Origin of the sequence: Pseudomonas pichavaramensis, from assembly GCF_050473265.1 — a bacterium.
In the GTDB taxonomy this organism is placed as follows: Bacteria; Pseudomonadota; Gammaproteobacteria; order Pseudomonadales; family Pseudomonadaceae; genus Aquipseudomonas.
The window spans coordinates 163,317-189,471 of the sequence record NZ_JBJKFJ010000007.1 but is presented as its reverse complement, the minus strand read 5'-3'; the positions used below and the strand labels follow the sequence as shown (position 1 = coordinate 189,471).

General features: G+C 63.4%; 20 protein-coding genes. 11 read left to right on the top strand and 9 right to left on the bottom strand.

Annotation, left to right across the window (positions count from 1 at the left end; genetic code table 11):
* Window positions 1-77 precede the first annotated feature (77 nt).
* The 3 genes from ACJRW5_RS13720 to ACJRW5_RS13710 all read left to right on the top strand — a co-directional run bounded on the left by ACJRW5_RS13720 (window position 78) and on the right by ACJRW5_RS13710 (window position 3,331).
* Window positions 78-845 (top strand): 3-hydroxyacyl-CoA dehydrogenase, encoded by a 768-nt coding sequence (locus ACJRW5_RS13720; RefSeq protein WP_484571057.1) that lies wholly within the window; start codon window positions 78-80, stop codon window positions 843-845.
* A gap of 83 nt (window positions 846-928) precedes the next feature.
* The gene (locus tag ACJRW5_RS13715; protein ID WP_484571056.1) at window positions 929-2,119 is read left to right on the top strand and encodes an acetyl-CoA C-acyltransferase; all 1,191 of its coding nucleotides are present in this window, start codon (window positions 929-931) and stop codon (window positions 2,117-2,119) included.
* Between the two features lie 84 nt (window positions 2,120-2,203).
* Window positions 2,204-3,331, top strand: a complete 1,128-nt coding sequence (locus tag ACJRW5_RS13710) for an acyl-CoA dehydrogenase family protein (protein WP_484571055.1) — start codon at window positions 2,204-2,206, stop codon at window positions 3,329-3,331.
* A 72-nt stretch (window positions 3,332-3,403) separates the two neighbouring features.
* Here the strand turns inward: ACJRW5_RS13710 and ACJRW5_RS13705 are convergent, their stop codons facing one another.
* Window positions 3,404-5,476 (bottom strand): TonB-dependent receptor family protein, encoded by a 2,073-nt coding sequence (locus ACJRW5_RS13705; RefSeq protein WP_484571054.1) that lies wholly within the window; start codon window positions 5,474-5,476, stop codon window positions 3,404-3,406.
* 496 nt (window positions 5,477-5,972) lie between these two features.
* Here ACJRW5_RS13705 and ACJRW5_RS13700 point away from each other — a divergent pair, with 496 nt between their 5' ends.
* Together ACJRW5_RS13700 and aldA are read left to right on the top strand one after the other, a co-directional pair.
* The gene (locus ACJRW5_RS13700) at window positions 5,973-8,150 is read left to right on the top strand and encodes a PQQ-dependent dehydrogenase, methanol/ethanol family (protein WP_484571053.1); all 2,178 of its coding nucleotides are present in this window, start codon (window positions 5,973-5,975) and stop codon (window positions 8,148-8,150) included.
* Between the two features lie 62 nt (window positions 8,151-8,212).
* Window positions 8,213-9,646, top strand: a complete 1,434-nt coding sequence (aldA, locus tag ACJRW5_RS13695; RefSeq protein WP_484571052.1) for an aldehyde dehydrogenase — start codon at window positions 8,213-8,215, stop codon at window positions 9,644-9,646.
* 158 nt (window positions 9,647-9,804) lie between these two features.
* Here aldA and ACJRW5_RS13690 read toward each other — a convergent pair whose 3' ends face one another.
* On the bottom strand, window positions 9,805-11,739 hold the full coding sequence (locus ACJRW5_RS13690) for a sigma-54-dependent Fis family transcriptional regulator (RefSeq protein ID WP_484571051.1): 1,935 nt from the start codon (window positions 11,737-11,739) through the stop codon (window positions 9,805-9,807).
* A 266-nt stretch (window positions 11,740-12,005) separates the two neighbouring features.
* Here ACJRW5_RS13690 and ACJRW5_RS13685 point away from each other — a divergent pair, with 266 nt between their 5' ends.
* The 4 genes from ACJRW5_RS13685 (at window position 12,006) to gntR (ending at window position 16,716) form a co-directional block, all read left to right on the top strand.
* On the top strand, window positions 12,006-13,127 hold the full coding sequence (locus tag ACJRW5_RS13685) for a gluconokinase, GntK/IdnK-type (protein ID WP_484571050.1): 1,122 nt from the start codon (window positions 12,006-12,008) through the stop codon (window positions 13,125-13,127).
* 49 nt (window positions 13,128-13,176) lie between these two features.
* Window positions 13,177-14,454: a TRAP transporter large permease subunit gene (locus ACJRW5_RS13680; protein WP_484571049.1), complete on the top strand. Its 1,278-nt coding sequence runs from the start codon at window positions 13,177-13,179 to the stop codon at window positions 14,452-14,454.
* 57 nt (window positions 14,455-14,511) lie between these two features.
* Entirely contained in the window at window positions 14,512-15,525 is a 1,014-nt protein-coding gene (locus ACJRW5_RS13675; protein ID WP_484571048.1) for a TRAP transporter substrate-binding protein, read from the top strand.
* A 171-nt stretch (window positions 15,526-15,696) separates the two neighbouring features.
* Window positions 15,697-16,716 (top strand): HTH-type transcriptional regulator GntR, encoded by a 1,020-nt coding sequence (gene gntR / locus ACJRW5_RS13670; protein WP_484571047.1) that lies wholly within the window; start codon window positions 15,697-15,699, stop codon window positions 16,714-16,716.
* A 5-nt stretch (window positions 16,717-16,721) separates the two neighbouring features.
* On the opposite strand, the gene ACJRW5_RS13665 is transcribed toward gntR, so the two are convergent.
* Entirely contained in the window at window positions 16,722-17,744 is a 1,023-nt protein-coding gene (locus tag ACJRW5_RS13665; RefSeq protein WP_484571046.1) for a lipase secretion chaperone, read from the bottom strand.
* 106 nt (window positions 17,745-17,850) lie between these two features.
* Window positions 17,851-18,804: an alpha/beta fold hydrolase gene (locus ACJRW5_RS13660; protein ID WP_484571045.1), complete on the bottom strand. Its 954-nt coding sequence runs from the start codon at window positions 18,802-18,804 to the stop codon at window positions 17,851-17,853.
* A gap of 500 nt (window positions 18,805-19,304) precedes the next feature.
* Between ACJRW5_RS13660 and ACJRW5_RS13655 the strand changes: the two genes are divergently transcribed.
* Window positions 19,305-19,613, top strand: coding sequence for a class I SAM-dependent methyltransferase (locus ACJRW5_RS13655; protein WP_484571044.1), 309 nt, complete (start codon window positions 19,305-19,307; stop codon window positions 19,611-19,613).
* Window positions 19,614-19,674: 61 nt separating this feature from the next.
* On the opposite strand, the gene greB is transcribed toward ACJRW5_RS13655, so the two are convergent.
* Genes greB through ACJRW5_RS13640 form a run of 3 tightly spaced genes read right to left on the bottom strand, consistent with a single transcriptional unit; the run spans window position 19,675 to window position 23,414 of the window.
* Window positions 19,675-20,172 carry a transcription elongation factor GreB gene (gene greB / locus ACJRW5_RS13650; protein ID WP_484571043.1) on the bottom strand — a complete coding sequence of 166 codons (498 nt, stop codon included), beginning with the start codon at window positions 20,170-20,172 and terminating at the stop codon, window positions 19,675-19,677.
* Window positions 20,173-20,226: 54 nt separating this feature from the next.
* A complete protein-coding gene (locus ACJRW5_RS13645; RefSeq protein WP_484571042.1) occupies window positions 20,227-22,731 on the bottom strand; it encodes an ABC transporter permease in 2,505 nt (834 codons plus the stop codon).
* Window positions 22,731-23,414: an ABC transporter ATP-binding protein gene (locus ACJRW5_RS13640; RefSeq protein ID WP_484571041.1), complete on the bottom strand. Its 684-nt coding sequence runs from the start codon at window positions 23,412-23,414 to the stop codon at window positions 22,731-22,733. Before ACJRW5_RS13640 ends, ACJRW5_RS13645 begins: the two co-directional genes overlap by 1 nt.
* 11 nt (window positions 23,415-23,425) lie before the next feature.
* On the opposite strand from ACJRW5_RS13640, the gene ACJRW5_RS13635 reads away from it, so the two are divergent.
* Window positions 23,426-24,031, top strand: coding sequence for an arylesterase (locus tag ACJRW5_RS13635; protein WP_484571040.1), 606 nt, complete (start codon window positions 23,426-23,428; stop codon window positions 24,029-24,031).
* 449 nt (window positions 24,032-24,480) lie between these two features.
* On the opposite strand, the gene ACJRW5_RS13630 is transcribed toward ACJRW5_RS13635, so the two are convergent.
* A complete protein-coding gene (locus ACJRW5_RS13630; protein WP_484571039.1) occupies window positions 24,481-25,497 on the bottom strand; it encodes a hypothetical protein in 1,017 nt (338 codons plus the stop codon).
* A 37-nt stretch (window positions 25,498-25,534) separates the two neighbouring features.
* A complete protein-coding gene (locus ACJRW5_RS13625) occupies window positions 25,535-25,921 on the bottom strand; it encodes a hypothetical protein (RefSeq protein WP_484571038.1) in 387 nt (128 codons plus the stop codon).
* Window positions 25,922-26,155 lie beyond the last annotated feature (234 nt).

The following is a 26,155-nucleotide window of genomic DNA, read 5'->3' as shown; positions in this document are numbered from 1 at the left end:
TCGTTTACCTTTACGTTAACGTAAACCTGTGCAAATCTGGCGTCAATCTCACCCCACAACAATCACAGAGGTTGAGCATGCGTATCGACGAATCCACGTTCCTGATCAGCGGCGGCGCTTCCGGTCTCGGTCTGGCCACTGCCCGTGAGCTGGTCGGGCAAGGCGGCAAGGTGGTCTTGCTGGATATCAACGTGGAGGCGGGCCGGCAGGCCATCACCGAATTGGGAGTAAGCACGCGTTTCGTGCGTGCCGATATCACCTGCGAGGAAGATGGCCGCAGCGCGGTGGAACAGGCGCTGGAGGCGTTCGGCAGCCTGCACGGACTGGTCAACTGCGCAGGGATCGCGCCGGCCGAAAAAGTGCTGGGGCGCAATGGTGCACATGGCCTGGACAGCTTCCGCCGTACGGTCGAGGTCAACCTGATTGGCAGTTTCAACCTGCTGCGCCTGGCCGCCGAGGCCATGGCGCAGAACGCGCCGAACGCAGGTGGTGAACGTGGGGTGATCATCAACACGGCCTCGGTAGCCGCATTCGATGGGCAGATGGGCCAGGTGGCCTATGCCGCTTCCAAGGGCGGGGTGGCGGCGCTGACACTACCAGCGGCGCGTGATCTGGCGCGCTCGGGCATCCGTGTAATGTGCATCGCCCCCGGCGTATTCGAGACCCCGATGATGGCCGGCATGCCGCAGGAAGTACGCGACTCGCTGGCAGCCAACGTGCCGTTCCCGCCGCGCCTGGGGCGACCTGATGAGTACGCCGCGCTGGTGCGGCATATCGTCGAGAACCCGATGCTCAACGGCGAGGTGATCCGCCTCGATGGCGCGCTGCGTATGGCGGCGAAGTAACGGTCGCCCGGATGCAATCCGGGAAGACCCCGCGCCCACATTCCCCGGATTGCATCCGGACTACAGGATCTGCAGGTGAACTCATGAATCAGCAACTCGATCCCATCGTCATTGTCGGCGCCGCCCGTACGCCCATGGGTGGCTTTCTCGGTGATCTGGCCGGGCTTACTGCAGCCGAACTGGGCGCAGCGGCGATTAGCGCCACCCTGCAACGTGCCGGCGTCGCTGCCGAGGCGGTGGACACGGTACTGATGGGCTGCGTGTTGCAGGCCGGGCAGGGCCAGGCACCGGCGCGCCAGGCGGCGCTGGGGGCTGGTCTGAGCCAGGCGGCGCAGTGCACCACGTTGAACAAGATGTGTGGCTCCGGCATGCAGGCCGTGATGCTTGGCCACGACCAGTTGCTCGCTGGCAGCACCGACGTACTGGTGGCCGGCGGCATGGAAAGCATGTCGGGTGCGCCCTACCTGCTGGCTCGCGCCCGCAGCGGTTACCGCATGGGCCACGGCCAGGTGCTTGATCACATGTTCCTCGACGGACTGGAGGATGCCTACGAACGCGGTCGACTGATGGGCACCTTCGCCGAGGATTGCGCGCAGCAGTATCGTTTCAGTCGCGAGGAGCAGGATGCTTATGCGCTGGAGTCACTGCGTCGCGCTCGGCAGGCCATCGAGCAGGGTGACTTCGCCCGTGAGATCGTCGCCGTGAAGGCACCGCAGGGCCGTGAACAGCGTCTGGTCGATAGCGATGAGCAGCCGCCCAAGGCGCGCCCGGAGAAGATTCCCACTCTGAAGCCGGCATTTCGCGAAGGCGGCACGGTGACGGCGGCCAATGCCAGCTCCATTTCCGATGGCGCTGCCGCGTTGTTGCTGATGCGCCTGTCCCAGGCTCAGGAGCGTGGCCTGGCGCCGCTGGCCCGTATCGTCGGTCACGCCGGACATGCGCAGGCGCCGAACCTGTTCACCACGGCGCCGATAGCAGCGATCCAGCGCCTACTGGCGCGTATCGAGTGGGCGCTGGAGACGGTGGATCTGTTCGAGATCAACGAGGCGTTCGCTGTGGTGCCAATGGTGGCCATGCGCGAGCTGGGCATCGATCACGACAAGCTCAACGTGCACGGCGGCGCCTGCGCCCTGGGCCATCCCATCGGGGCGTCCGGTGCACGCATCCTGGTCACCCTGCTGGCGGCGCTGCAACAGCGAGGCCTCAAGCGGGGCGTTGCGTCCGTTTGCATCGGTGGCGGTGAAGCCACCGCCGTGGCCATCGAGTTGTATTGAACCGACCCGTAGGGTGCGCTGTGCGCACCCAGAGTTTCTGCCAATCAGCGGTGCGCACGGCGCACCCTACGTATGGAGCCAGCCATGCTGCCCAACGAAGACGAAATACTCATCCGTGACATGGCTCGCCAGTTCGCCCAGGAGCGACTGAAACCCTTCGCTGTCGACTGGGATCGCGAGCACCGCTTCCCGGCTGAAGCGATCGACGAGATGGGCGAGCTGGGGTTCATGGGTATGCTGGTGCCGCAGCAGTGGGGTGGTGCCGAGACCGGCCACCTGGCCTATGCCATGGCGCTGGAGGAAGTGGCGGCTGGCGATGGCGCTTGTTCCACCATCATGAGCGTGCACAACTCGGTGGGCTGCATGCCGATTCTGAAATACGGCAGCGAGGAGCAGAAGCAGCGCTTCCTTCGCCCATTGGCCGAGGGACGTATGCTTGGCGCCTTTGCCCTGACCGAGCCGCAGGCCGGCTCCGACGCCAGTGATCTGCGCACCCGCGCCCGGCGTGATGGCGAGCATTACGTGCTGAACGGCGCCAAGCAATTCATCACCTCCGGCAGTCAGGCTGGCATGGTCATCGTCTTCGCCGTGACCGACCCGCAGGCGGGCAAGAAGGGCATCAGCGCCTTTATCGTGCCGACCGATACGCCGGGATTTTCCGTGCTGAGGGTCGAGGACAAGCTTGGCCAGCATGCCTCCGACACCTGTCAGATCCAGCTCGATGAAGTGCGCATCCCGGCGAGTCTGCGCCTGGGTGAGGAGGGCGAGGGCTACCGTATCGCCCTGGCCAATCTGGAAGGTGGACGCATCGGTATCGCCGCGCAGTCGGTCGGCATGGCGCGCGCCGCGTTCGAAGCGGCGCGCGACTATGCGCACGAGCGCAAGACCTTCGGCAAGCCGATCATCGAGCACCAGGCGGTGGCCTTCCGCCTTGCCGACATGGCCACGCAGATCGCCGTGGCGCGGCAGATGGTGCATCACGCTGCGAGTCTGCGCGAGGCGGGTCAGCCGTGCCTGACTGAGGCCTCGATGGCCAAGCTGTTCGCCTCGGAGATGGCCGAGCGGGTGTGCTCGGCGGCGATTCAGACGCTGGGTGGCTATGGCTACCTGAAGGACTTTCCGGTCGAGCGCATCTACCGCGACGTGCGGGTGTGCCAAATCTACGAAGGCACCAGCGATGTGCAGCGGATGGTGATAGCGCGGAGCTTGTGATGGGACATGTGGGAGGGGCTTTAGCCGCGACAAGCGCTCGCCGCTAAAGCGCCTCCCACAAATCAACCCGCCTCAATCGAACTGATACTGCACGCCTGCGCCGACATACCAGGCGCGTTCCGGGCCGGGTTCGTAGTAGCGACCGTTGCCATCGCCGACGATCACCGAGCCGATGTACTGGCGATCCAGCAGGTTATCGATGCGCAGCACCTGATTGAAGGTCAGCGCGCCGGCCTGCTGTTCGAAGCGCGCCTGCCAGTTGAGCAACGCATAGCTGGGCGCGGCCTTGGCGTCGTTGCTGTCCTCGACGTAAAGCTTGCTGCGGTACAGGCCCTCGAGAGCGGTGCTGAAACCCTGCCACGGTTTCCAGGCGAGCTCGCCGTACAGGGTGTTGGTTGGAATGCCAGGCAGGTGATTACCGGATTCGATCAACCCGGTGCGAGTCGTGAAGTCCTTGCTGTAAGTGGCGTCGATATAGGTGTAGGCAAGATTGGCGCGCAGGGTTTCGCTCAGCCGGCTTTCCAGCGCCAGCTCCAGGCCGCGGCGGCGTGTCTGCGCAGCGTTCTGAAAGCGCGAACGGCCTCCGCTGGCCGATTCCACCACCAGTTCGTCGTCAGTATCGATCTGGAACAGCGCCACCTGCAGGCTGCTGGCTTCGGCAAGGCGCGCCTTGAGGCCGACTTCGATTTGCTCGCTGGTCGCAGGCTTGAGGTCGAAACCGAAGCTGTTGTCGGGACCCGAGTAGGACAGCTCGTTCAGCGTCGGTGTCTCTAACCCCTTGCCCCAGCTGGCGTAGATATTCAGTTCCGGCAGCAGCGCGTAGCTGGCGCCCAGGGTCGGGGTCAGCTCGCGGTAGGTCACCGAGCCGCTGTCATCACCATTCCCGAGGAAGCGGTCGTCGACGTCGAACTCCACCTGGCTGTGGCGTAAGCCCGCCTGCAAGCCGAGGTCGCCGAACTGCCAGGCGGCCTGTACATAGGGCGACAGGCTGGTGACCTCATTACGCTCGTCGCGGCGCAGATCGCCCTTGACCCCAAGCGTGCTACCGACGAAGTTCTCGTAACCCTGGCGGTCGTCGCGCGAATAGTCGTAATCCAGACCAGCGGTAACCGTGAGCAGGCTGCTGCCGAGGTCGAAGGGTTGTATCCAGCGGTTGCCGATGCCGTGGAAGTTGCGCTCGAAATCGATCACGCCGCCGGACTGTGAAGCTGGGGCCTGTACTGCCACCGGTATCGACTGGAACTGGATCACCCGCCGTGTACCGCTGTACAGCGTGCTTTGCCAGGTGCCAGCGGCGAAGCTGCGCTCATAGTTGAGGGCGAACTGGCGATGGTCGACTGTCTTGCGCGTATCGAACTGCAGGGCACTGGGCGCGGCGCTGCGGCGATCGTCGCGTACCTGATCCCAGGTCAGCCCCTGCGGGTCCAGGGTGTCGTTCTGGTCCAGTTCGCTGAAGCTCAGGCTGAGTTTGCTGAGGTCGTCCGGGTGCAACGTCAGCTTGGCGAAGGTCTTGTCGAGGATGGCGCCGCTGTGGTCGCGGTAGCCGTCGGTTTCGAAGTGCGAGCGGTTGATGATGAAGCCGGCCTTGTCGTTGCCGCCCTCGGCAGCCACGCGTGTGCGGCTGCTGCCATAGGCGGCTTGCGAAGTGTCGACGGCGATCTTTGGCGGGCCTTCGCCATCACGCGAGAACAGCTGGATCACGCCGCCGGAGTTACTGCCGTAGACACTGGCGAACGGGCCGCGCAGCACTTCGATGCGCTCCAGGGTGTCGAGGTCGAAGGTGGCGGCCTGGCCCTGGCCATCGGGGTTGGACAGCGGCACGCCGTCGGCCAGCAGCTTGATGCCACGAATGCCGAAGGCTGCGCGCGAGCCGAAGCCGCGCGAGGAAATCTGCAAATCCTGTGCGTAGTTCTGGCGGTTCTGCACGACCAGGCCCGGCACGCTGCCCAGTGCTTCGGACAGGTTCACACCCGGCTTGCCCAGCGTCGCCTGCTCGGCATCGACACGGTTGACGGAGAAGGGCAATCGCCCGCCGCTGGCCTGGTAGCGGCTGCCGGTAATCACCAGCTCGTCGATCTCGTAGGGTGTCTGTTCAGCCAAGGCCAGCCCCGGTAGCAGGGCGATGCAGGTCAACGTGAGGCGCATGAAACGATCCTTCTTCAACTTCTTCTTGTATGTACCGCTTGCGGCGCAGTTCGGTGCCGGCCACGCAAAGCAGTGGCATCCATAGGTCGTGCCAGGTTTGTCGGGTGTGTGTCGAAGCGCGTACGGCAGGATCAAGGCCACGCCGGTTTATGGCTGACAGTTCGCCGCGGGACTGGTTTGTGAAGCGCCAGGACGCTGTCGCGAGGCACGCAGGTTAGCAGGCGAGCCCTTGGGGCAGGCCTGCGCGCTGGCCGAATGTGTTACGGCGCATTTGCCGAGGAGTGCCGCCGCGTTTCTGTAGCAGCGCTGCAACAGCTGTTGCGTCCGGCGCTACACCTGTAGCGCGACAAGACTGCGATGCGATGCTCTGTGGATCGGCGAAAGCCAAGCAGCATAGGGGCTGCAGACAATCTCCAGGCTCTGGCATAGGCGTTGCTCCAGTGCTTGCAAGCCGCGAAACCATGTTTGCGGTCACAACAATAACTGGAGAAAAACCATGAGATCGATTGGCCCGGACATGCCTATCGCCCGCTCGATTCTCGGCAGGCATCTGACCTCGCGTCTTCCGCGTACCGCCTTGTTCACCGCCATGCTGCTGAGCGGCTTCTGCCAAGCCGTGCAGGCGGCCGACGTCGACGGCAAGCGCATCATCGCTGCTGACCAGGAACCTGGTAACTGGATGACCCATGGTCGTACCTACGACGAACAGCGCTTCAGCCCGCTGCAGCAGATCAACCAGCAGAACGTCGACCAGCTCGGCCTGGCCTGGAGCTACAAGCTGGATCTGGACCGAGGCGTGGAGGCCACGCCCATCGTGGTCGACGGCGTGATGTACACCACCGGGCCGTTCTCGGTGGTGTACGCGCTGGATGCGCGCAACGGCAAGCTGTTGTGGAAGTACGACCCGCAGTCGGACCGCAACCGTGCCGGCGAGGCCTGCTGCGATGCGGTCAACCGTGGCGTCGCGGTGTGGAAGGGCAAGGTCTATGTCGGCGTGCTCGACGGGCGTCTGGAGGCCATCGATGCCAAGAGCGGGCAGCGGGTCTGGTCGGTCGATACCCGCGCCGATCACACCCGCAGCTACACCATCACCGGCGCGCCGCGGGTGGTCAACGGCAAGGTGGTGATCGGCAACGGCGGTGCCGAGTTCGGCGTGCGTGGTTATGTTACCGCCTACGATGCCGAGACCGGCAAGCAGGCCTGGCGCTTCTACACCGTGCCGGGTGATCCCAAGCTGCCGCCGGAGAACAAGGCGATGGAGATCGCCGCCAAGACCTGGCATGGCGATGCCTTCGCCAAGCAGGGCGGCGGCGGTACCGCGTGGGATTCCTTCGCCTTCGACCCGGAGTTGAACCTGCTCTACATCGGCGTCGGCAACGGTTCGCTGTGGGACCCGAAATGGCGCAGCGAGGCCAAGGGCGACAACCTGTTCCTGTCGTCCATCGTCGCGGTCGACGCCGACACCGGCGAATACGTCTGGCACTACCAGACCACGCCGGGCGATGCCTGGGACTTCACCGCCACCCAGCACATGATCCTGGCCGAGCTGGAAATCGACGGCAAACCGCGCAAGGTGCTGATGCAGGCGCCGAAGAACGGCTTCTTCTACGTCATCGACCGCGCCACCGGCGAGCTGCTGTCGGCCAAGGGCATCGTGCCGCAGAACTGGACCAAGGGCATCGATATGAAGACCGGCCGGCCGATCATCGATGAGGAGAACGCCGCCTACTGGAAAAACGGCAAGCGCAACCTGGTCACCCCGGCATTCTGGGGCGCGCATGACTGGCACCCGATGTCCTACAACCCGCAGACCGGGCTGGTCTACATTCCGGCGCACATCATGTCCGCCTACTACGAGCACATCCCCGAGGCGCCCACGCGCAATCCGTTCAAGAGCATGTACCAACTGGGCCTGCGCACCGGCATGATGCCCGAGGGCGCCGATGGCCTGCTGGAAATGGCCAAGACCTGGTCCGGCAAGCTGATCGCCTGGGATCCGGTTAAGCAGCAGGCCGTTTGGGAACAGCCTTACATCACCATCTTCAACGGCGGCACCCTGAGCACTGCGGGCAATCTGGTGTTCGAAGGCAGCGCCGATGGCCGGGTGATCGCCTACGCCGCCGAGGATGGCAAGAAGCTCTGGGAGCAGCCGGCTGCCAGTGGCGTGATGGCTGCGCCGATCACCTACTCGGTGGACGGTGAGCAATACGTCACCTTCATGGCGGGCTGGGGCGGCGCCTTCTCCACTTTCGCCGGCGCTCTGTCGCTGCGCGCCGGGGTGCAGCCCTTTGCCCAGGTGCTGACCTACAAGCTCGGCGGCACGGCCAAGCTGCAGGAGCCGACACCACCGGCTGACGCGCCGAAACCGCCGCCCCTGACCGGCGATACCGCCAGCGTCGAGGCCGGCGCCAAGCTGTACGACAGCTACTGCTCGCAATGTCACGGCATCCATGCGGTGAGCGGCGGCGTGCTGCCGGATCTGCGCAAGCTGACCCCGGAGAAGCATCAGATGTTCCTCGGCATCCTCTATGGCGGCCGCGTGCCGGACGGCATGCCGTCCTTCGCCGAGGCCTTCGACGCCAAGCAGGTCGATCAGATTCACCAGTACCTGATAAAGCGCGCCCACGACCTCCAGGAAGAAGGCGAGGCCTGGAAGAAATTCAGCGCCAACTGACCATGCCAGCGCACGCCTGAGCGGCGTGCGCTGGTCACTCCCATCGCACAGCGAGAGCGACCATGAGCGAAACCATTTATCAGAACTACATCGACAACGCCTTCGTAAGCAGCGACAAGCTGATCGAAGTGCGCAACCCGGCCAACGGCGAACTGCTGGCGCGGATTCCCGAGGCCGGCAACGAGCAGGTCGACCGCGCCATCGCTGCCGCCCGCAAGGCGCAGCAGGGCTGGGCGGCGACGCCGGCCATCGAACGCGCCGGTTACCTGCGCCGTATCGCCGAGAAGGTGCGGGCCAACGCGCCGCGCCTGGCGCAGATCATTACTCGCGAAGGCGGCAAGGTGCCGGCGCTTGCCGAGGTGGAGGTCAACTTCACTGCCGATTACCTGGACTACATGGCCGAGTGGGCACGTCGTCTGGAAGGCGAGGTGCTGACCAGCGACCGCGCCGGCGAGCACATCTTCCTGCTGCGCAAGCCGCTGGGGGTGGTGGCCGGCATCCTGCCGTGGAATTTCCCGTTCTTCCTGATCGCGCGCAAGATGGCGCCGGCGCTGATTACCGGCAACACCATCGTCATCAAGCCCAGCGAGGAAACCCCGATCAACTGCTTCGAGTTCGCCAAGCTGGTGGCTGAAGTGGGCCTGCCAACTGGCGTGTTCAACGTTGTCGGCGGCACCGGCGCCGGTGCCGGCAGCGCACTGACCAGCCATGCCGGGGTCGATCTGATCAGCTTCACCGGCAGCGTCGGCACCGGCTCGCGGATCATGGCTGCGGCGGCGCCGAACATCACCAAGCTCAATCTGGAACTGGGCGGCAAGGCGCCGGCGATCGTCCTCGCCGACGCCGATCTGGATCTGGCGGTGAACGCCATCAAGGCCTCGCGGGTGATCAACAGCGGGCAGGTGTGCAACTGCGCCGAGCGGGTCTATGTCGAGCGCAAGGTGGCCGATCAGTTCATCGACAAGATTGCCTCGGCGATGGCCGCGACCCGCTATGGCGACCCATCTGTCGAGCGTGATCTGGACATGGGCCCGCTGATCAACCAGGCCGGCCTGGACAAGGTGGCGCAGATGGTACAAACCGCTATCGGCCATGGCGCGCAGGTGGTTACCGGCGGCGCGCTGGCCGATCTGGGCAAGGGCTTTCACTATCAGCCGACGGTGCTGGCCGGCTGCTCCGCCGAGATGGAGATCATGCGCAAGGAGATCTTCGGCCCAGTGCTGCCGATCCAGATCGTCGACAGCCTCGATGAAGCCATCGCCCTGGCCAACGACAGCGAGTACGGCCTGACCTCGTCGATCTACACGCGCAGCCTCAGTGCCGCGCTCAAGGCCAGCCGCGAGCTGGACTTCGGCGAAACCTACATCAACCGCGAGAACTTCGAGGCGATGCAGGGCTTCCACGCCGGTACGCGCAAGTCCGGCATCGGCGGCGCCGACGGCAAGCACGGCCTGTACGAGTACACCCACACCCATGTGATCTACGCGCAGGAATAAGGCAGAGGGCATACCGGAGCGGACCCGCGCGGCAGTGCGGGTCCGCTCTTTTTTGTCTCGATGACGGGTAATCTTGCACCTGGAGAAGGGGCAGGCGTTACGGCTCAATCGCGGCTGAAGCCGCTCCTACACTGCGTTCTTAGCTTCATGCGCAGCGATCAGAAGCGCTCGTTGGGCTGTACGATCCCGTACTTCTTCATCTTGCGGTACAGGGTCGAGCGGGCCACACCGAAGGCCGTTGCCACGGCGCTGATGTTCCAGCGGTGCTGGCGCAGCGCCGTTTGCAAATGGCGGGCTTCGTCATTCTCCAGCTGGCTGGCAAGGTGGCCTGCGCCGCCAGGCGCAACGCTTTCGACAAACTGGCACGTCTGCTGCACGTCGGCTGGCAGGCAATCGAGGTCGATGTAGCCATCCTCGGCCAGCGCCGCGGCATAACGCAAGCAACTGCTCAACTGGCGGATATTGCCGGGCCAGGGGTGTTCGAGCAGGCGCTGGCGTGCCGCTTCGCTCAGGCGCAGGTGGCCGTAGCCAAGCAGCAGGCTATCGATCAGTTCGCCACGGTCCGCGCGCTCACGCAGGGCGGGAAGGGCCAGAGGCATGCCGTTCAGGCGATAGAAGAGATCCTCGCGAAAGGCTTTGCAGGCAATCATCTGCGCCAGGTCCTGATGGGTGGCGGAAATCACTTGCACGTCCAGCGGCACCGGAGTGTCGGCGCCCAAGGGTGAAATCTCGCGCTCGGCAAGTACGCGCAGCAGGCGCGTTTGCAGGTGCGCCGGCATGTCACCGATCTCATCGAGGAACAGGGTGCCGCCATTGGCCAGCTCCAGCTTGCCCTTCATGCCCTTTCTGTTGGCACCGGTGAAGCTGCCGCCACGATAGCCGAACAGCTCGCTCTCGATCAGGCTTTCCGGGATTGCTGCGCAATTGAGTGCCACGAACGGGCCACGTGCTCGTGCGCTGGCCTGGTGAATAGCGCGGGCGAACGCTTCCTTGCCTGTGCCGGTTTCACCAGTGATGAGGATGGCAATGTCCTTGTCCAGTACCTTGCGCAGGCGTCGGACACCTTCCTGCAGGCGTGGGTCGGCGCTACTCAGGCGGTCCAGCCCTGGGTGTTCGGCAGGGCCGGGTGTTGGCGTTTTGGCCGGCCTGGGTCGCGACACAGCCGGTACGCGCAGGCTGACGCCTAGGGGCACGTCATTATCCAGTGAGCGCAGGTTTACACCACGGGCACCGCCGGCGCTGAGGCTCAGCAACTCATCGACATTTGCGGGGAGTAATTGATCGATACGTCGCCCCAGCAGGTCGATCTGCCGTTCGCTCTCATAGCTGACGAAGGCAGCGTGGTTGGCACCGATGATGCGGCCTTGTTCATCCAGCGCCAGCAGCTGTTCATTGGCCAGGTCACTGATGTCGTCGTGAGACTTGAGCGACAAGGTCACGCGGTCGCGGTAGCGCTGGCGAAAACTGGCGTTCTCGATCATCCGTGCATACATGATCACCAGTTGCAGGGTCAGGTACTGAGTCTCCTTCGGGCCAGAGCTGTTCAGGCAGGTGGCGTTGAGGCAGCCGCGCAGAATGTTCTGCGCGTCATAGATGGGCGCCACCGAGCAGCTGAGACGGAAGTTGGAAACCAGGAAGTGTTCCTGCTGGTGAATGGTCATGGCCTGACGTGATGCCAGCGCGGTGCCGATGCCATTGGTGCCAACGGTGGATTCGTCCCAGCAGGCGCCGGCGATCAGCCCAGCCTCGGTATAGAGGTCGTACTGCAGCGGGAGGCGAGTATCGAGGGTCACCCCATGCTCGTCGCCCAGCAGCACAGCGAAACCGGCCGGCACTACGCGTTTGGCCAGACCGGTCACGCCCTGGCCGGCAATGGCCAGGTATTCCTGATGCTGGCGCTGATGTTCCCGTAGCTCGCTGGCGGTGAGTACATGCTTCTCGCCGAGACCATGGGGATCGAGACGATGCTGCACCACGCTGCGGTACCAGGAGCGAGCGATTTGCTCGTCCGGGTGGATGCCGCGTTCCTGAAAATGGTCGGCGACGAAGGCAGAAAGGTCCCTGGTTTCGGACCCTGAGAGATGGAAGCTCATGGGCGATCCTTCAGTGGTGCGTTGTATCGCAACCTTTTGTTGTTTCACCGCTGCGGTCTGGCAGGCAGGCCAGGCAAGCGGTTTGACTGACACTCTAGCTTCAATGGCAGGGGTTGGGAACCGGCGGGTCTGATCGGGACTGCGTACAACGGTCACTGGCCCGGATCGGAAAATGTTCTCTGCATGGGGTTGTCGGATATTTTGGATAGCGCTAACATCCGGCGCAAACAATGAGCGGCCCACCTCGATGGTGCCCTGGAGTTTCCATGCAACAGCAGCCTTCCGTACTGCCTTCCCACACTGCCCTGGTGGTTATGGGCGTCAGCGGCTCCGGCAAGAGCGATATCAGCCAGGCGGTCGCTACCGCGCTAGGCTGGCGCCATATCGAGGCCGATCATTTCCATCCTGCCGAGAATGTCGAGCGCATGCGCGCGGGTATCCCGCTGAGCGACGACGATCGTCGCCAATGGCTGGATGCCCTGTGCGAGCAGATGCTGGCCGCGCAGGCAGCAGGCGAGGGCTTCGTGCTGGCCTGTTCTTCACTCAAGCGTGTCTACCGTGATCGTCTGCGCGCTGCAGTGACTGGCTTGCAGTTCGTCCACCTGGACATCGATCACGCCACCGCCTTGCAACGTGTTGGTTCCCGTCCCGGGCATTTCATGCCGACTTCGCTGGTCGACAGCCAGTTCGCCACCCTCGAGTCTCCCGCTGGTGAGCCGCTGGTGCTGGTGCTCGATGCGCAACAGTCACGACAAACACTGGTTGGCGAGATCGAAGCCTGGGTGCGGCGCGATCTGCAGGAAGCTGCCGGCAGCGACGAAGCCGCTATTGATGATGCGGAGATTGATAGCGCTAACCAAGACGCCCAGTTGGGTGCCGAGCCCATTTATGAGGGGCGTGTGGCCCGCATCTTCGACCGCCTGACGGACGGCCTGATGGCTGCGCTGATGGCGTTCATGGTGGTGGCGGTCTTCGCCAACGTGGTGTTGCGCTACGTGTTCGGTACGGGCTGGCCGGGTGCGGAAGAGCTGTCGCGCCTGGCTTTCGTCTGGCTGGTCTTCGTCGGTGTGGCCTCCAGCATGCGGCGTGGCGAGCTGATGACCTTCCGCATGATTCGTGATCGTTTCCCGTTACTGGCGCAGCGGCTATTGGATTCGCTCAGCTGGATATTGGTGACAGGGGCCAGCCTGCTGTCGGCCTGGGGCGCCTGGAATCAGGTGCAGTTCGGTTGGGGCAATGTCAGCACGGTGGTCGGCTACCCGGTGGTGCTGGCCATGTTCCCGGTGCTGGCCAGCATGCTGGTACTGGCCATCCTGGCGTTCGTGCAACTGATCAATCTCTGGCGCCGTACGCCGCGGCAGTCGATGAGCCAGGCGCTGGTCGAATGATGTTTGGCCCATTCCAACAAGACGGGCACTGCCCACCGAGGACCTGCCGATGACGGTCGCAGTATTTCTTTCCTCCCTGCTGGGATTCATGGCATTCGGCATGCCCATCGCGTTCGCCCTGATTCTCACAGCGGCAGTATTGATGTGGTATCTGGATTTCTGGGATGTCCAGTTGCTGGCGCAGAATCTGCTCGCCGGTGCTGATAGTTTTCCGCTGCTGGCGGTGCCGTTCTTCATCCTGGCGGGTGAGCTGATGAATGCCGGCGGCATTTCGCGGCGCATCATCGCCATGGCGCAGGCGTACTTCGGCCACCTGCGAGGTGGGCTTGGCTATGTGGCCATCGCTGCAGCCGTATTGCTGGCCAGCATGTCCGGTTCGGCACTGGCCGATACCGCTGCGCTGGCGACCCTGCTCCTGCCGATGATGCGTCAGCGTGGTTATCCCGTGCATTCTTCGGCTGGCCTGGTCGCGGCCGGCGGCATCATCGCGCCGATCATCCCGCCGTCCATGCCGTTCGTGATCTATGGCGTGGTCACCAATACCTCGATCAGCCAGCTGTTCATGGCCGGCCTGGTGCCGGGCTTGATCATGGGCGCTGGCTTGATCATCGCCTGGACCCTGATCGCCCGTGGCTTCACCGAACCAACACCGCCCAAGGCCAGCGCCGCCGAGCGTCGCCGTGTGCTGGTCGATGGCGTGGCGGCGCTGATGCTGCCGGTGATCATCGTCGGCGGGCTGCGCTTCGGCATCTTCACGCCTACCGAGGCGGCGGTGGTCGCTGCGGTCTATGCACTGGCCGTTTCCACGCTGCTGTATCGCGAGCTGAGCTGGAGCCAGTTGATGGAAACGCTGACGCGTGCCAGCCGTACCACTGCTTCGGTGATGTTCCTCTGCGCGGCAGCGACGGTGTCGGCCTACATGATCACCCTGGCTCAGTTGCCTGACGAAATCGGTGCCATGCTCGGTCCGTTGGGCGAGCATCCGCGTCTGCTGATGCTGGCGATCATGCTGCTGATGATCGCGGTGGGTATGGTTCTGGACCTGACGCCGACGATCCTGATCCTGGCTCCGGTACTGGCGCCGATCGCGATCAAGGCCGGGGTCGACCCAGTGTATTTCGGCGTGATGTTCGTGCTGATCGGCTCGATTGGCCTGATCACGCCGCCGGTCGGTACCGTGCTCAACGTCGTTGGCGGTATCGGCAAGTTGCGCATGGAGATTCTCGTGCGCGGTGTGCTGCCGTTCTTTCTGATCTACCTGGGTATCGTCGCGTTGCTGCTGGTTTTCCCGGCCATCGTCACCGTGCCGCTGGCCTGGTTGCGTTGAGTTGATCCACCGGCGCTGGCGCGCCGGCTTAATTCACAACAATAAGAGGTAACCCCGATGAAACGTCCACTGCTCGCCATCCTCACCGCTGCCATGCTGTGCAGCCCGCTCGCCAGTATGAGTGCCCATGCCGACGATGTGCGTTCGCGCATGATCCGTTTCGGTTATGGACTCAACGAGAACAGTAACCAGGGCCGCGCGGCCAAGCTGTTTGCCGAAGAGGTGGCCAAGGCCTCCGATGGCAAGCTCAAGGTGCGTACCTTCGGCGCTGCCAGCCTGGGTTCCGATGATCAGATGCAGAGTGCGCTGATCGGCGGTGCGCAGGAAATGATGGTTGGCTCCACCGCGACCCTGGTGGGCATCACCAAGGAAATGGCGGTTTGGGACACGCCGTTCCTGTTCAGCAGTGCCGAACAGGCCGATGTGGTGCTCGACGGCCCGGTTGGCCGCCAGGTGATGGACAAGTTGGAAGAGAAGGGGTTGGTCGGGCTGGTCTATTGGGAGAACGGCTTCCGTAACCTGACCAACAACACCCGGCCGATCAGCAAGCTGGAGGACTTCTCCGGCGTCAAGCTGCGGGTCATGCCCAATCCGGTGTTCCTCGAAACCTTCAAGCTGATGGGCGCCAACGCGGTGCCGATGCCGTTCTCCGAGCTGTTCACTGCGCTGGAGACCAAGGCCGTGGACGGTCAGGAGAACCCGTTCAATACCATTCTTTCCTCGAAGTTCTACGAGGTGCAGAAGTACCTGACCGTGACCAACCATGTGTACAGCCCGTGGATCGTTACGGTGTCCAAGCGCTGGTGGGACGGTCTGTCGCAAACCGAGCGGGACATCCTGTTGGAAGCGGCGAAGAAGGCGCGTGACTTCGAGCGCCAGGACACCCGCGAGGAAGCCGCCCGCGCGCTGGCCGAGCTGAAGGACAAGGGCATGCAGATCAATGAAGTGGCACCGGCTGAGATGCAGCGCATGCGTGAGCAGGCTGCTCCGGCTATCCAGCAGGTCGTCGATAGCGTCGGCCAGCAACTGTTCGATCAGGTTCAGGCCGAAGTCGACAAGGCTGCTTTGTAAAGCTGAGCCGTGATCAGGCCGGGTAGGGCTGATCACGGGCAGCTTGAAGTTTCGCGGGGCACGCAGGTGGCAACGCTCCTTGCATGGTGGCGTTTCCCCGGGCGGCGTGTCCCGCGCTTTATTCACCGGCTGGGCTGGTAGAATCGCCCGCTGGTAAACAATGGAGGCGCTATGAGCCAACGCCGTCGCCGCTCTGCAGAACGAGTCACCCTGTCCGATGTAGCCAAGGCAGCGGGTTGCTCGCTGATGTCTGCGTCGCGTGCGCTGTCGCAGCCGGGGCGGGTTTCTGACGCGTTGCGTGAGCAAGTGATGCGTGCGGCCCAGGCGTTGGGCTATGTGCCCAATCCCGCGGCCAGGGCACTGGCCAGCTCACGCTCCAATCTGGTGGCAGTGGTGATCCCGTCGCTGTCGAACTCGGTATTCGTCGATACTGTCGAGGCGATTCAGCGGGTGCTGATGCCGGCCGGCTTTGAAATGATGATCGGCGTCAGCCACTACCGGGTCGAGGAAGACGAGCGTCTGCTGCGCTCCTACCTTGCGCATCAGCCGGCGGGGCTACTGGTCACCGGCTTCGAGCGCAGCGACGCGGCGCGCGAGATTCTTGGTACCAGCACCTGTCCGCTGGTGACGCTGATGGAACTGAGCGAGGAGCCGGAGGATTACTGCGTCGGCTTCTCCCAGATCGAGGCCGGTGCCGCTATGACCCGAGCCCTGGTGCAGCGTGGCTATCGGCATATCGCCTTCGCTGCTGCGCAGCTCGACCCGCGCACCCTGCAGCGCGCCGAGGGCTATCGCCAGGTCATGCGCTATCTGAACCGTCACGACCCCGCACTGGAGTTGCTGACGCCGGAACTGTCTTCCATCGGCCTTGGCGCCGAGTTGCTCGACCGCCTGTTGGCGCAGCAGCCGCAGATCGATGCGGTGTTCTTCAACAACGACGACCTGGCCATGGGCGCCCTGTTCCGTGCGCGTCAGCTCGGCCTGGATGTTCCCGGGCGGCTGGCCATCGCCGGGTTCAACGACCTGCCGGCAGCGGCCTGGATGCATCCGGCGCTCAGCACCGTGCGCACCACCCGTGGTCGTATCGGTGAGCTGGCGGCGAACATGCTGCTGGAACTGATGCGCGGTGAAGTGCCCGAGCAACACTGCATCGACGTCGGTTTCGAGCTGGTGCTGCGCGACAGCGCCTGACCTGTTTATTGACGTTTGGCAGCCGCCAGCTGTTCGGCGGCGTCCAGGCGCAGGCGTTCACGCTCGTCGAATCCTTCTGTCGCCAGCGCTTCTATGGCGCTGCGTTTGTCGCCGCTGCTGAGCCCCGGGTTGTTCTCGATCTGCGCTTTGGCGGCAAGGTAGGCGTCCAGGCGCTTTTGCCAGCTTTGTCGTTGGCTATCCAGCGTCTCCAGGCGGGCTGTGGCCTCGGCTCCAACCAGTTGTTGGCGCATCTGGCGAATCTGCGCCGCACTGGCGCCTTCGGCCTGCAAACGGGCGGTGCTCTGTCGCAGCTCCTGCTGCAGTTGCGGCAGTACTGCGTCCTGCAGGTCTTCGGGCAGAGCTGCTCGCAGTCTGTCGACAGCGGCGCCTTTCTCCTCGGCGCTCATTTCCCCATCATGCTGGATAGCCAGTCGCTCCAGAGTGAAGCGGTTGTAGCCTTCCTCACGGGCGAAGAAGGCCTGATGGGTTTCGCCATCGAAAATTCGCGCACGTAGCGCCAGCACCGCACTTTCTCGTTGACGCATGGCATCCAGGCTGGCCATCTGCGGCAGGTCGCGCTCCAGCAGTACCAGCTCACGTTTGTAGTTCAGATACTGCGCCAACAGCGCCTGGGCGTGGGCTCGCGCGGGTTGCTGCAATTGACTGTCGATGTAGCTGCGCAGCCGCGAGACGCTGGCTTGCAGGCTCTCTTCGCCGATGCTGGCGAGGAAGTAATCGAAGATGCGACGAATATCCTCGCTGACGATCAGATTGCCTGCGGCATCGACGCGAAAGCTGCCGTCGACTTCGGTGCCAGCGAAGGAGCTGGGCAGGGCCAGCTTGGCGGCGCTCTTCTGCGTGTCGCGGTTGCTTGGCGATACGGCCTCTGCAGTCGGTTCCGGTACAGGCTGCACGGCAGTGGCGGTGGCAGGTGTGAACGAGGTCGGTTGGTGTCCGGGTTGCAGGTAAAGCATCAACGCCAGAGCGGCGGTGATCAGTACAGGGAGGACGAACAGGGCTTTCTTCACGGCAGGTTCCAGTCGTGCGCCGGGTCAGGATGGTGCCTGCTCCGAAGCGGGGCTTAGAGCAATACCTCGCAGGGTGCTTCATGGGCACCCTGCGAGGAACAGCAGGTTAAAGTCCGGCGTTCTTCAGCCGATTGGCGTGCTGGCGATAGACCGTCACCGGATCGGTCTCGAACAGGCTGGTCAGCCCCAAGGTCTGGTTGACCTCATCGAGGTGGTTCATCCGGTAGTTGTCGCGGATCACCTGGCCCATGCGCGAACTGCAGCGGCCAACCAGTCCGTCATTGGCTTCGCTGTCGAAGGTCAACGACGAGGCGCCCATGAGCAGATCACTGGGGTCCAGCACATTGGTCAGTGGGCTGGTGCCGCTCCAAGAGTAGTAGCGCACGCCATTCACGCTGTAAGCACCTTCGCCACAGGCGCTGGTGGGCAGGCCTTGCGGAAACCTGGCATTGAAACGCGCAGCGCCTTCACTGTTGAGTGATTCGAGCGAGCCGAGCGCATTCTGTGGTGTAGTGCTGGAGCTGCCGGAAAGGAAGTTGATCAACGTGCCGAGGCCGTTGACGATGCCGACCAGTACAGGGGTTGCCACCGGCCCGGCTGGCCCGTCGCTGATGCCCTTGAGGAAGTCGGCAGTGGCCGAGCCTTTGTGCGGCGCGCCGACGCTGGTGACCGACGCGACCAGCTCCGGACGCACGGCGGCGACGTAACGGGTGGTCGGGCCGCCGTGGCTGTGACCGATCAGGTTGACCTTGCCCTTGCCGCTGATGGCGACGATCTCTTCGACCTGCTGCAGCAGTTGCTCGCCGCGTGCCTCGGAGGTGTCCAGCTGACTGACCTCGGTGACGTACACGCTGGCACCGTCACGCCGCAATGCCGCGGGGATGCCGTACCAGTAATCGACGCCGAGGATGCTGTCGAAACCGAGCATGCCGTGGCCAAGGACGATGGGGTATTTGGTCTGGGTGTAGTCGGATGAACCGAACCAGAAAGCCTGAGTCTGGCCGCTGGCGAGCAGGCCGGCGCCGAGGCAGAGGGCGAGCAGAGTCTTATTGTTCTTCATGGGTGCTCTCGATGGTTTTGGGAAGGCGGTCAGCAGCGTCCTGCAATATGTGCGCGCCCATCCGGTGGCGCGTAAGGCGCAATCGATAGCGCAGGAAACATGCCAGCATCTGCGCGTTGCGGGCGGGCCCTCTAGTTCGGTATTTCTCTGCAGCTTGCCTTGTTTTAGCGACCTGATCGCTTCTGTTTCTCTGTTACGAGTCGACACGTCAAGGCGAAAAAGTGAAGCGACTGCCTTGCTTTGCGCGCGTAAAAAAACAAGGGTGAGGCGGCTTCCAGGGAGCGCTGGCCGCCTGGGTAGTGCGTCAGCCAATCGAAGGTTGGGGTGGCGTCTTGACAGCTCGCCATGTGCTTCTCTAGGATGCGCGCTGCGCCGATTTAAACAGCTACTTGCGGGGCGCCTCAGGGTGTTATCTACGACACCTGAAATTCCGCTAAAGCGCTGGTTCGGTGTCGCCTCTCACCGCTGCCCAGCGGGATTCTCGAGGCGGAGACTTGACCATGATCTGTCCCCAACCCCTTATTCGCCTGGCGCCCATCACTTCGGGCCTGCTGCTGCGCAATCCGCGTGTGCTGCTTGGCGGCAGCCACCAGCCTACCTTGCTGCGTTATCTCGAAGGCTGGCCCAAGCGCTGGGTCGGGTCGCGTGCGTTTCGTATCCAGTTCGTGCAGAACGGCGAGTCGCTGAGCCGCTTTGCCCGCGACAGCTTCGACCTGGCGGTAATCCAGGCACCCAGCGCCGAGGACGTGGCACAAACCGTCGGCGAGCTGGTTCGTGTGGCGCGCCAGGGACTCATTACCCGACGTTAGAACCCTGGAGGCGCGAAGTAAGTCTTGTGGGAGGGGCTTCAGCCGCGACCTGCTGCGCTCCTTAGGGATACTCGATCTCGACGATATAGCAGGTCTTCTCGCCGCCAGGGCTATGCACACGGACTTCGGCATCCAGAGGTTTGCCCACCAGCGCACGTGCCAGCGGCGAGTCGATGCTGATCAGACCCTGCTTGAGATCGAACTCGTCGGGGCCGACGATGCGATAGCGCGACTGTTCGCCGTCCTCATCCTCGATGCTGACCCAGGCACCGAAATACACCTTGTTCGGGTCCGACGGCTTATCGCTGACGACCTTGAGCTTCTCCAGGCGCTTGGTGAGAAAGCGCACGCGGCTGTCGATCTCACGCAGCATCTTCTTGCCGTAGGTGTATTCGGCGTTTTCCGAGCGATCACCCTGCGCGGCGGCTTCGCTGACCGACTGCGTCACTTGCGGTCTGCGCACGTGCCAGAGTTCATGCAGTTCGGCGCGCATGCGTGCTTCGCCTTCGGGCGTGATCAATGGTGTACCGGCAGGGCGAGGGGGGCGATAGCGGCTCATGGTAGTTCTATTGGCTGGCAGGGGCGCCAGTCTAGCAAACCCCTGCCGTCACGCTCAGCCCTCTCGCAGCACGCTCAGTGGGCTGGCATTCAGTGCGCGGCGGGTACCCAGGACGCCGGCGAGGCCGATCAGCAAGGCGCCGATCAGTGGCAGTAACAACAACCAGGGATGCGGCTGCCAGCTCATGTCGAAGGCATAGCGATAGAGCAGGAAGCTCACCAGTTCGCAGCCCAATGCGGCGAGCAGGCCGGCAGCCGCGCCGAGTAGGCCGAATTCCGCGCGGCGAGCGCTGATCAACAGCTTGCGTTCGGCACCCAGCGCCCGCAGCAGAGCGCCCTGGCGAATACGCTCGTCCAATGTCGCCTGCAATCCGGCCAGCAGCACGGTGACGCCGGCAGCCAGTACGAACAGCAGTACGTATTCGATGGCCAGGGTGACCTGGGCCAGAATGCTGCGCAGCTGCGCCAGCAGCGCGTCGACCTGTAGCAGGGTGACGCTGGGGAACGCGCGGCTGAGGGCGATCAACTCGCTGTCATGGCCTGGCGGCAGGTAGAAGCTGGTCAGGTAGGTGGCCGGCAGGTCCTGCAGGGTCTGCGGTTCGAATATCATGTAGAAGTTGGGTTGGAAGCTGTCCCAGTCGACCTGGCGCAGGCTGGTGACCTGCGCCTCGCGCTCGATGCCACCCACATTGAAACGCAGACGGTCGCCGAGCTTCAGTTGCAGGCTTTCGGCCAATTCAGCCTCGACGGAAACGCCCGGCAGTTCGCTGGCGTGCGCGACACCCCACCAGCTACCGCTGCTGATCTGGTTATCCGTTGGCAGTTCCTCGGCCCAGGTCAGGCTCAGGTCGCGCTGAATGGCCCGCTCGCCGCGACTCTCCTTGGTCACCAGCTGCCGCACCGGCTCGTCATTGATCATGATCAGGCGGCCTGGTACTACCGGATACAGCGGTGCAGGATGGGGCGAAAGCTCAGCCAGGCGAGCAGCGAAGGCATCGCGCTCGGCAGGCAGTACGTTGAGGGCGAAATGGTTTGGCGCGTCCTCTGGCAACTGGTCCTGCCAGGTATCGAGCAGCTCGCCGCGCAACAGGGCGATCAGTGCCATGGCCAGCAGGATCAGGCCGAACGCCAGCGACTGCCCGGCTGCTGCCAGTGGGTGACGCAGCAATTGGCCCAGCCCCAGGCGCCAGGGCAGGGCCGCTCGTTGCAGCAGTCGACGCAGGCTTTGCAAACCGAGCAATAGCAGGCCGCCAAGTAGCGTGGCGGCCAGCAAACCACCCCCCAACAGGGCAAGGGTCAGGCGCAGATCCAGGCTCAGACGCCACATGATCAAGCCAAGTGCGACCAGCGCAGCACCATAGACCAGCCAGGAGCTGGCAGGCACCGGCAGCATGTCGCGACGCAACACGCGCAGCGGCGGCACACGGCCCAGGGCCGCCAGTGGTGGCAGGGCGAAGCCGGCCAGTGCCACCAGGCCCGTCGCCATGCCTGCGAGCGCCGGCCAGATACCGGCGGGCGGCAGATCGGCCGGGATCAGGCCGCGCAGCAGATGGAACAGGATGTACTGTCCGCCCCAGCCCAGCAGAGCCCCCAGCAGACAGGCTACGAGGCCGAGCAAAGCCAGTTGCAGGGTGAAGAGCGTCAAGGCTTCACGTCTTGAAAGGCCGAGGCAGCGCAGCAGGGCGCTGGCATCGAAACGCCGCGCGGCGAAGCGTGCCGCCGACAAGGCTACTGCCACGCCAGCGAGCAACACGGCCGCCAGGCTGGCCAGATTGAGGTAGCGCTCGGCACGGCCCAGGGCACCGCCAACCTGGCGGTTGCCGTCGCGTGCATCATCGAGTCGCTGATTCGGTTCCAGGTCGGCTTCGACAGCCTGGCGATAGGCTGCCAGCGTGTCGGCATCGCCGCGCCAGAGCTCGCGGAAGCGTACGCGGCTGCCGGGCTGAACCACTTCGGTCGCCGCCAGGTCATCGAGATGCATCAGCACGCGTGGCGTCAGGCTGTAGAAATCGCCCGCAGTGTCGGGGTCGTAGGTGAGCACGCGGCTCAGGCGCAGAGTCTTGGCGCCGATTTCGATCTCGTCGCCGATCTTCAGGTTGAGCGCCACCATAAGCCGCGCTTCTGCCCAGGCTTCCCCATGCTGCGGACCGGAGCCGACCTGTTCGGGGGCATAAGGTTCGGCCGCGCTGCGCAGTTCGCCGCGCAACGGGTAGCCGTCACCGGCTGCCTTGATGCTGGCCAGTTGGATCCCGTCCTGCGCCGCAACCACGCTGGAAAACTCCACCGCTTTGGCATGGTCGAGCCCCAGTTTGAGACCCGCATCAATCTGTTCCTGGCTGGCAGGCGTGCTGCCGCTAAGGCGCAGGTCGGCGGCGAGAAATTCGCTGGCGCGCAGCAGCATGGCGTCATTCAGTCGGGCGCTGAAGTAACCGATGGCGCTGCTGGCGGCCACTGCGACGAGCAGGGCGAAGAACAGTACCCGCAACTCGCCGGCACGCGCATCGCGCAGCAGTTGGCGGGCAGCGAGCGAAAACAGGCGTGTGGCGGGAACGCGATTCATCAGGGCTCCACACTGTCGATCAGATGTCCGGCTTCCAGGCGGATCAGCCGCTGGCAGCGATGCGCCAGGCGCTCGTCATGAGTGACCAGCACCAGGGTGGTGCCGCGCTCCTGGTTGAGCTGAAAAAGCAGGTCGCTGATACGTTCGCCGGTGTGGCTGTCGAGGTTGCCGGTCGGCTCATCGGCGAACAACACGTCGGGGTCTGCTGCGAAGGCGCGGGCGATAGCCACACGTTGCTGCTCGCCGCCGGAGAGCTGGCGCGGGTAGTGGGTCAGGCGCTGGCCCAGGCCAACGCGCTCGAGCAGGGCGCGGGCACGTTGGCGGGCATCGGCATGGCCTTCGAGTTCCAGCGGCAGCATCACGTTTTCCAGTGCATTGAGGCTGTCGAGCAACTGAAAGGACTGGAACACGAAGCCAACGTGCTCGGCGCGCAGGCGTGCGCGCTGGTCTTCATCGAGTTCGCTGAGGTTCTTGCCAGCCAGCAGCACGGCGCCGCCGCTAGGCAGGTCGAGGCCGGCAAGCAGGCCGAGCAGGGTGGATTTACCTGAGCCTGAGCTGCCGACTATGGCCAGGCTGTCGCCTTTGGCCAGCTCAAGGTCGAGGTCATGGAGGATGGTCAGCTCACCTTCCGCGCTGCTGACCACTTTGTTAAGGTTTCGCGCAGCGAGAATGCTCGAAGTCATGGAGATTCCAAATGCGTGCATGGTGGCTCAGTGGTGCCTTGGCCCTGATGTTCTGGGCTCAGGGAGCGGTTGCAGGCACACTGCTTGTGGTCGGCGATAGTATCAGCGCCGCTTTTGGCCTGGATAGCCGCCTGGGCTGGGTCGCTTTGCTCGAAGAACGCCTTGAACAAGAGGGTTTCGAGCATTCGGTGGTCAATGCATCGATCAGTGGTGATACCAGCGCAGGCGGCGCCGCACGGCTCTCTGCGCTACTTGCGGAGCACAAGCCAGAGCTGGTGATTATCGAACTTGGCGGTAACGATGGTCTGCGCGGCCAGCCTCCTGCGCAATTGCAACAGAATCTTGCGTCGATGGTCGAGAAGTCGCAGCAGACTGGGGCCAAGGTACTGCTTTTGGGCATGCGCCTGCCGCCGAACTACGGCGTGCGTTACACCACGGCTTTCGCCGAGGTATTCCCCAAAGTGGCCGAAGCGTCCGGCGCTGCGTTGGTGCCATTCGTGCTGGAAGGCATAGGTGGCGTGCCTTCGATGATGCAGGCCGATGGCATCCATCCGAATGTCGCTGCTCAGCCAGTGCTATTGGATAACGTCTGGCCAAGTCTCAAACCATTGCTCTGAAACAATCCTGAAGTAGGTCAGGAGGCGCCATCTTAATGGCTGGCTCAGGGCGTCTGTCAATCTCGATTTGTGCCAGGGTTGTGCCAGTTTTTGTAACAGTCGCAGGGGCCAAGGGGGTATTCCTGGCAGCGCTCTATATGAGATGGGGGCTCAAATTTTTGGCCCATTTTCTCAAGGGCTTCACAGGGGACAATTTGTCCCCTAAGGCCGACCCAGCAGAGACCAAGTAATTCAGTCGGGTATTACAAAAAGAAGCCCCGAGGCCATAAGGGCGCTCGGAGCTATCAAGGAGGTTTCTCAGGTTACGAGAACCAATGTCTGCCAGTTGTCGGCTATGGACTCGGTAGGACGGCCCCAGGCTTTCCAGGGGCTCAATCCTTTGTGGTGGGAGGGTGGTTATCAGCTATTCCCTCCACGCTTAGGCGACTCAGCGAACACCCCGAGATGGCTCAAGGCGCCGGCTCGTCAGCCAATACGATTTGCTTGATGATCGGCAGTGCTACCGAGGTCGTCTCCCAGTCCGAGCCGCCTACCTTTACCTCCACCATGGCGGTGGCCATTACGTCCACCACTGCGGTTACTTCCAGTTCCCAGCTCATCATGGAGCTATTGCGGGATAGCTCAAGGCGCCACACGTCACCGTCCTTGTTCTCACGGAAGGACAGCATGGCGAATGCCTTGGGCGCCAGGAAGATGCCCCGGTCGGTGCCGCTGTAGACCTGCACGCGGGTGCCTACCAGCTCATCGATGTCTTCAAGGCCTGCACGCTGGGCGGCTCGGTTTAGGACGGGGCGAAGGCTCACGGGGATCAAGACACCAAACTCGGAAATATCGCGGCCCCAAAAGGTATCCAGGCGGACGGCGATAATGTCGAGGATGTCTTCAGCTTGAGTCGCAGGCGTTCCGCTGAGTTGCCCAGCGTAGACCTTGGAGACCGAGGGCTGTCCCTCAAGGTTCTGAGCGATCTTACCGGCCAACGACAGTTCAAGGTCGTTTAGTGCCTTGTCCCCGGTCTGCTGCATAGAGCGTTCCGTGAAGCCGAATTGAACGGTGTGATCAAGGATCGATACTCGGGCGGACACCAGTACGCCAACCTCAGGCGCCTGCATGGACACCAGCGAGCCTGCCACTGCGACACCCTTGGACACTGAGCGACCATCGTAGGTCTGGCGGGGATCGAAGGACACCGAACGATCAGCCATCAGGGCGACCTGAGGACATGTCGGAACGGATCCGAACGGGCGAACTTCAGAAGGGAAAGCGGCGTTCATGTTCTCACGCCATTCGCCACCATTGAGGTGATCGTCAGCAGCTTCGAGCAGCGCTTGGGCGTAAATCACTGGGTCAGTCGCGGCCATCTCAGCGGCGCGGATGTCTGAGCCATGAAAGGACACTTGGGTTAGCCCGAGGGACGCGACGGATTGGGTATAGACCCGCTCCGGGGCTTTGTATTGAAACGGTTTCATTGTCTGTAACTCCTAAGGATTCTGTAGGTAAATGCTGTCAGCGGCCCATCTGGGCACGCAGGCGTGCGCCGTGGTCACGAATTGCCGCAGCCTTGCGCTCACGCTCGGCTTTCTTCTCGGCAATCTCCTGAGGTGTGGGCACTCGGCAGCGCTCAGCGTGTGCTTTGGCCTCGGCACGCTGTCGGGCCTCAAGGCGGGCCTGTTCGATCAGGTGCTCACTGTGAACACGGGAAGCGACCGGGGAGGCATCCAGCGGCAAGCCTGCGAGGGCGAACGCCTTGGCGACCTTGAGGACTCCTGCGTGGTCTTTCCCCTGAGCGGCTACCATCAGAGGCAGCAAGATGCCCTCGGCATATTCGCGGGCCATGGGCTGACCGTTGATGGTCGCCTTGGTGGGAGTTACAGCGGTGATGATGATTTTCATGGGTAGTTGTCTCCTGCCCATAGAGCATCCTTCAGTCCGCACGGTAGGCGCGACAAGACACAAGGAGACGTGGACACGCCGACCCTGAAGGATGCTCTATGGTTTCTTGGTTTCGATTGGATGCCCAGCGGTGGGCTCAGGTGTGAGCTGACGAACAGCTAACGAAGTCGCTTCAGGTGGGGGCTGAAGGTAAAGCGGGGTGTGGCAGACATCTGCAACATACAAGATTCTTGT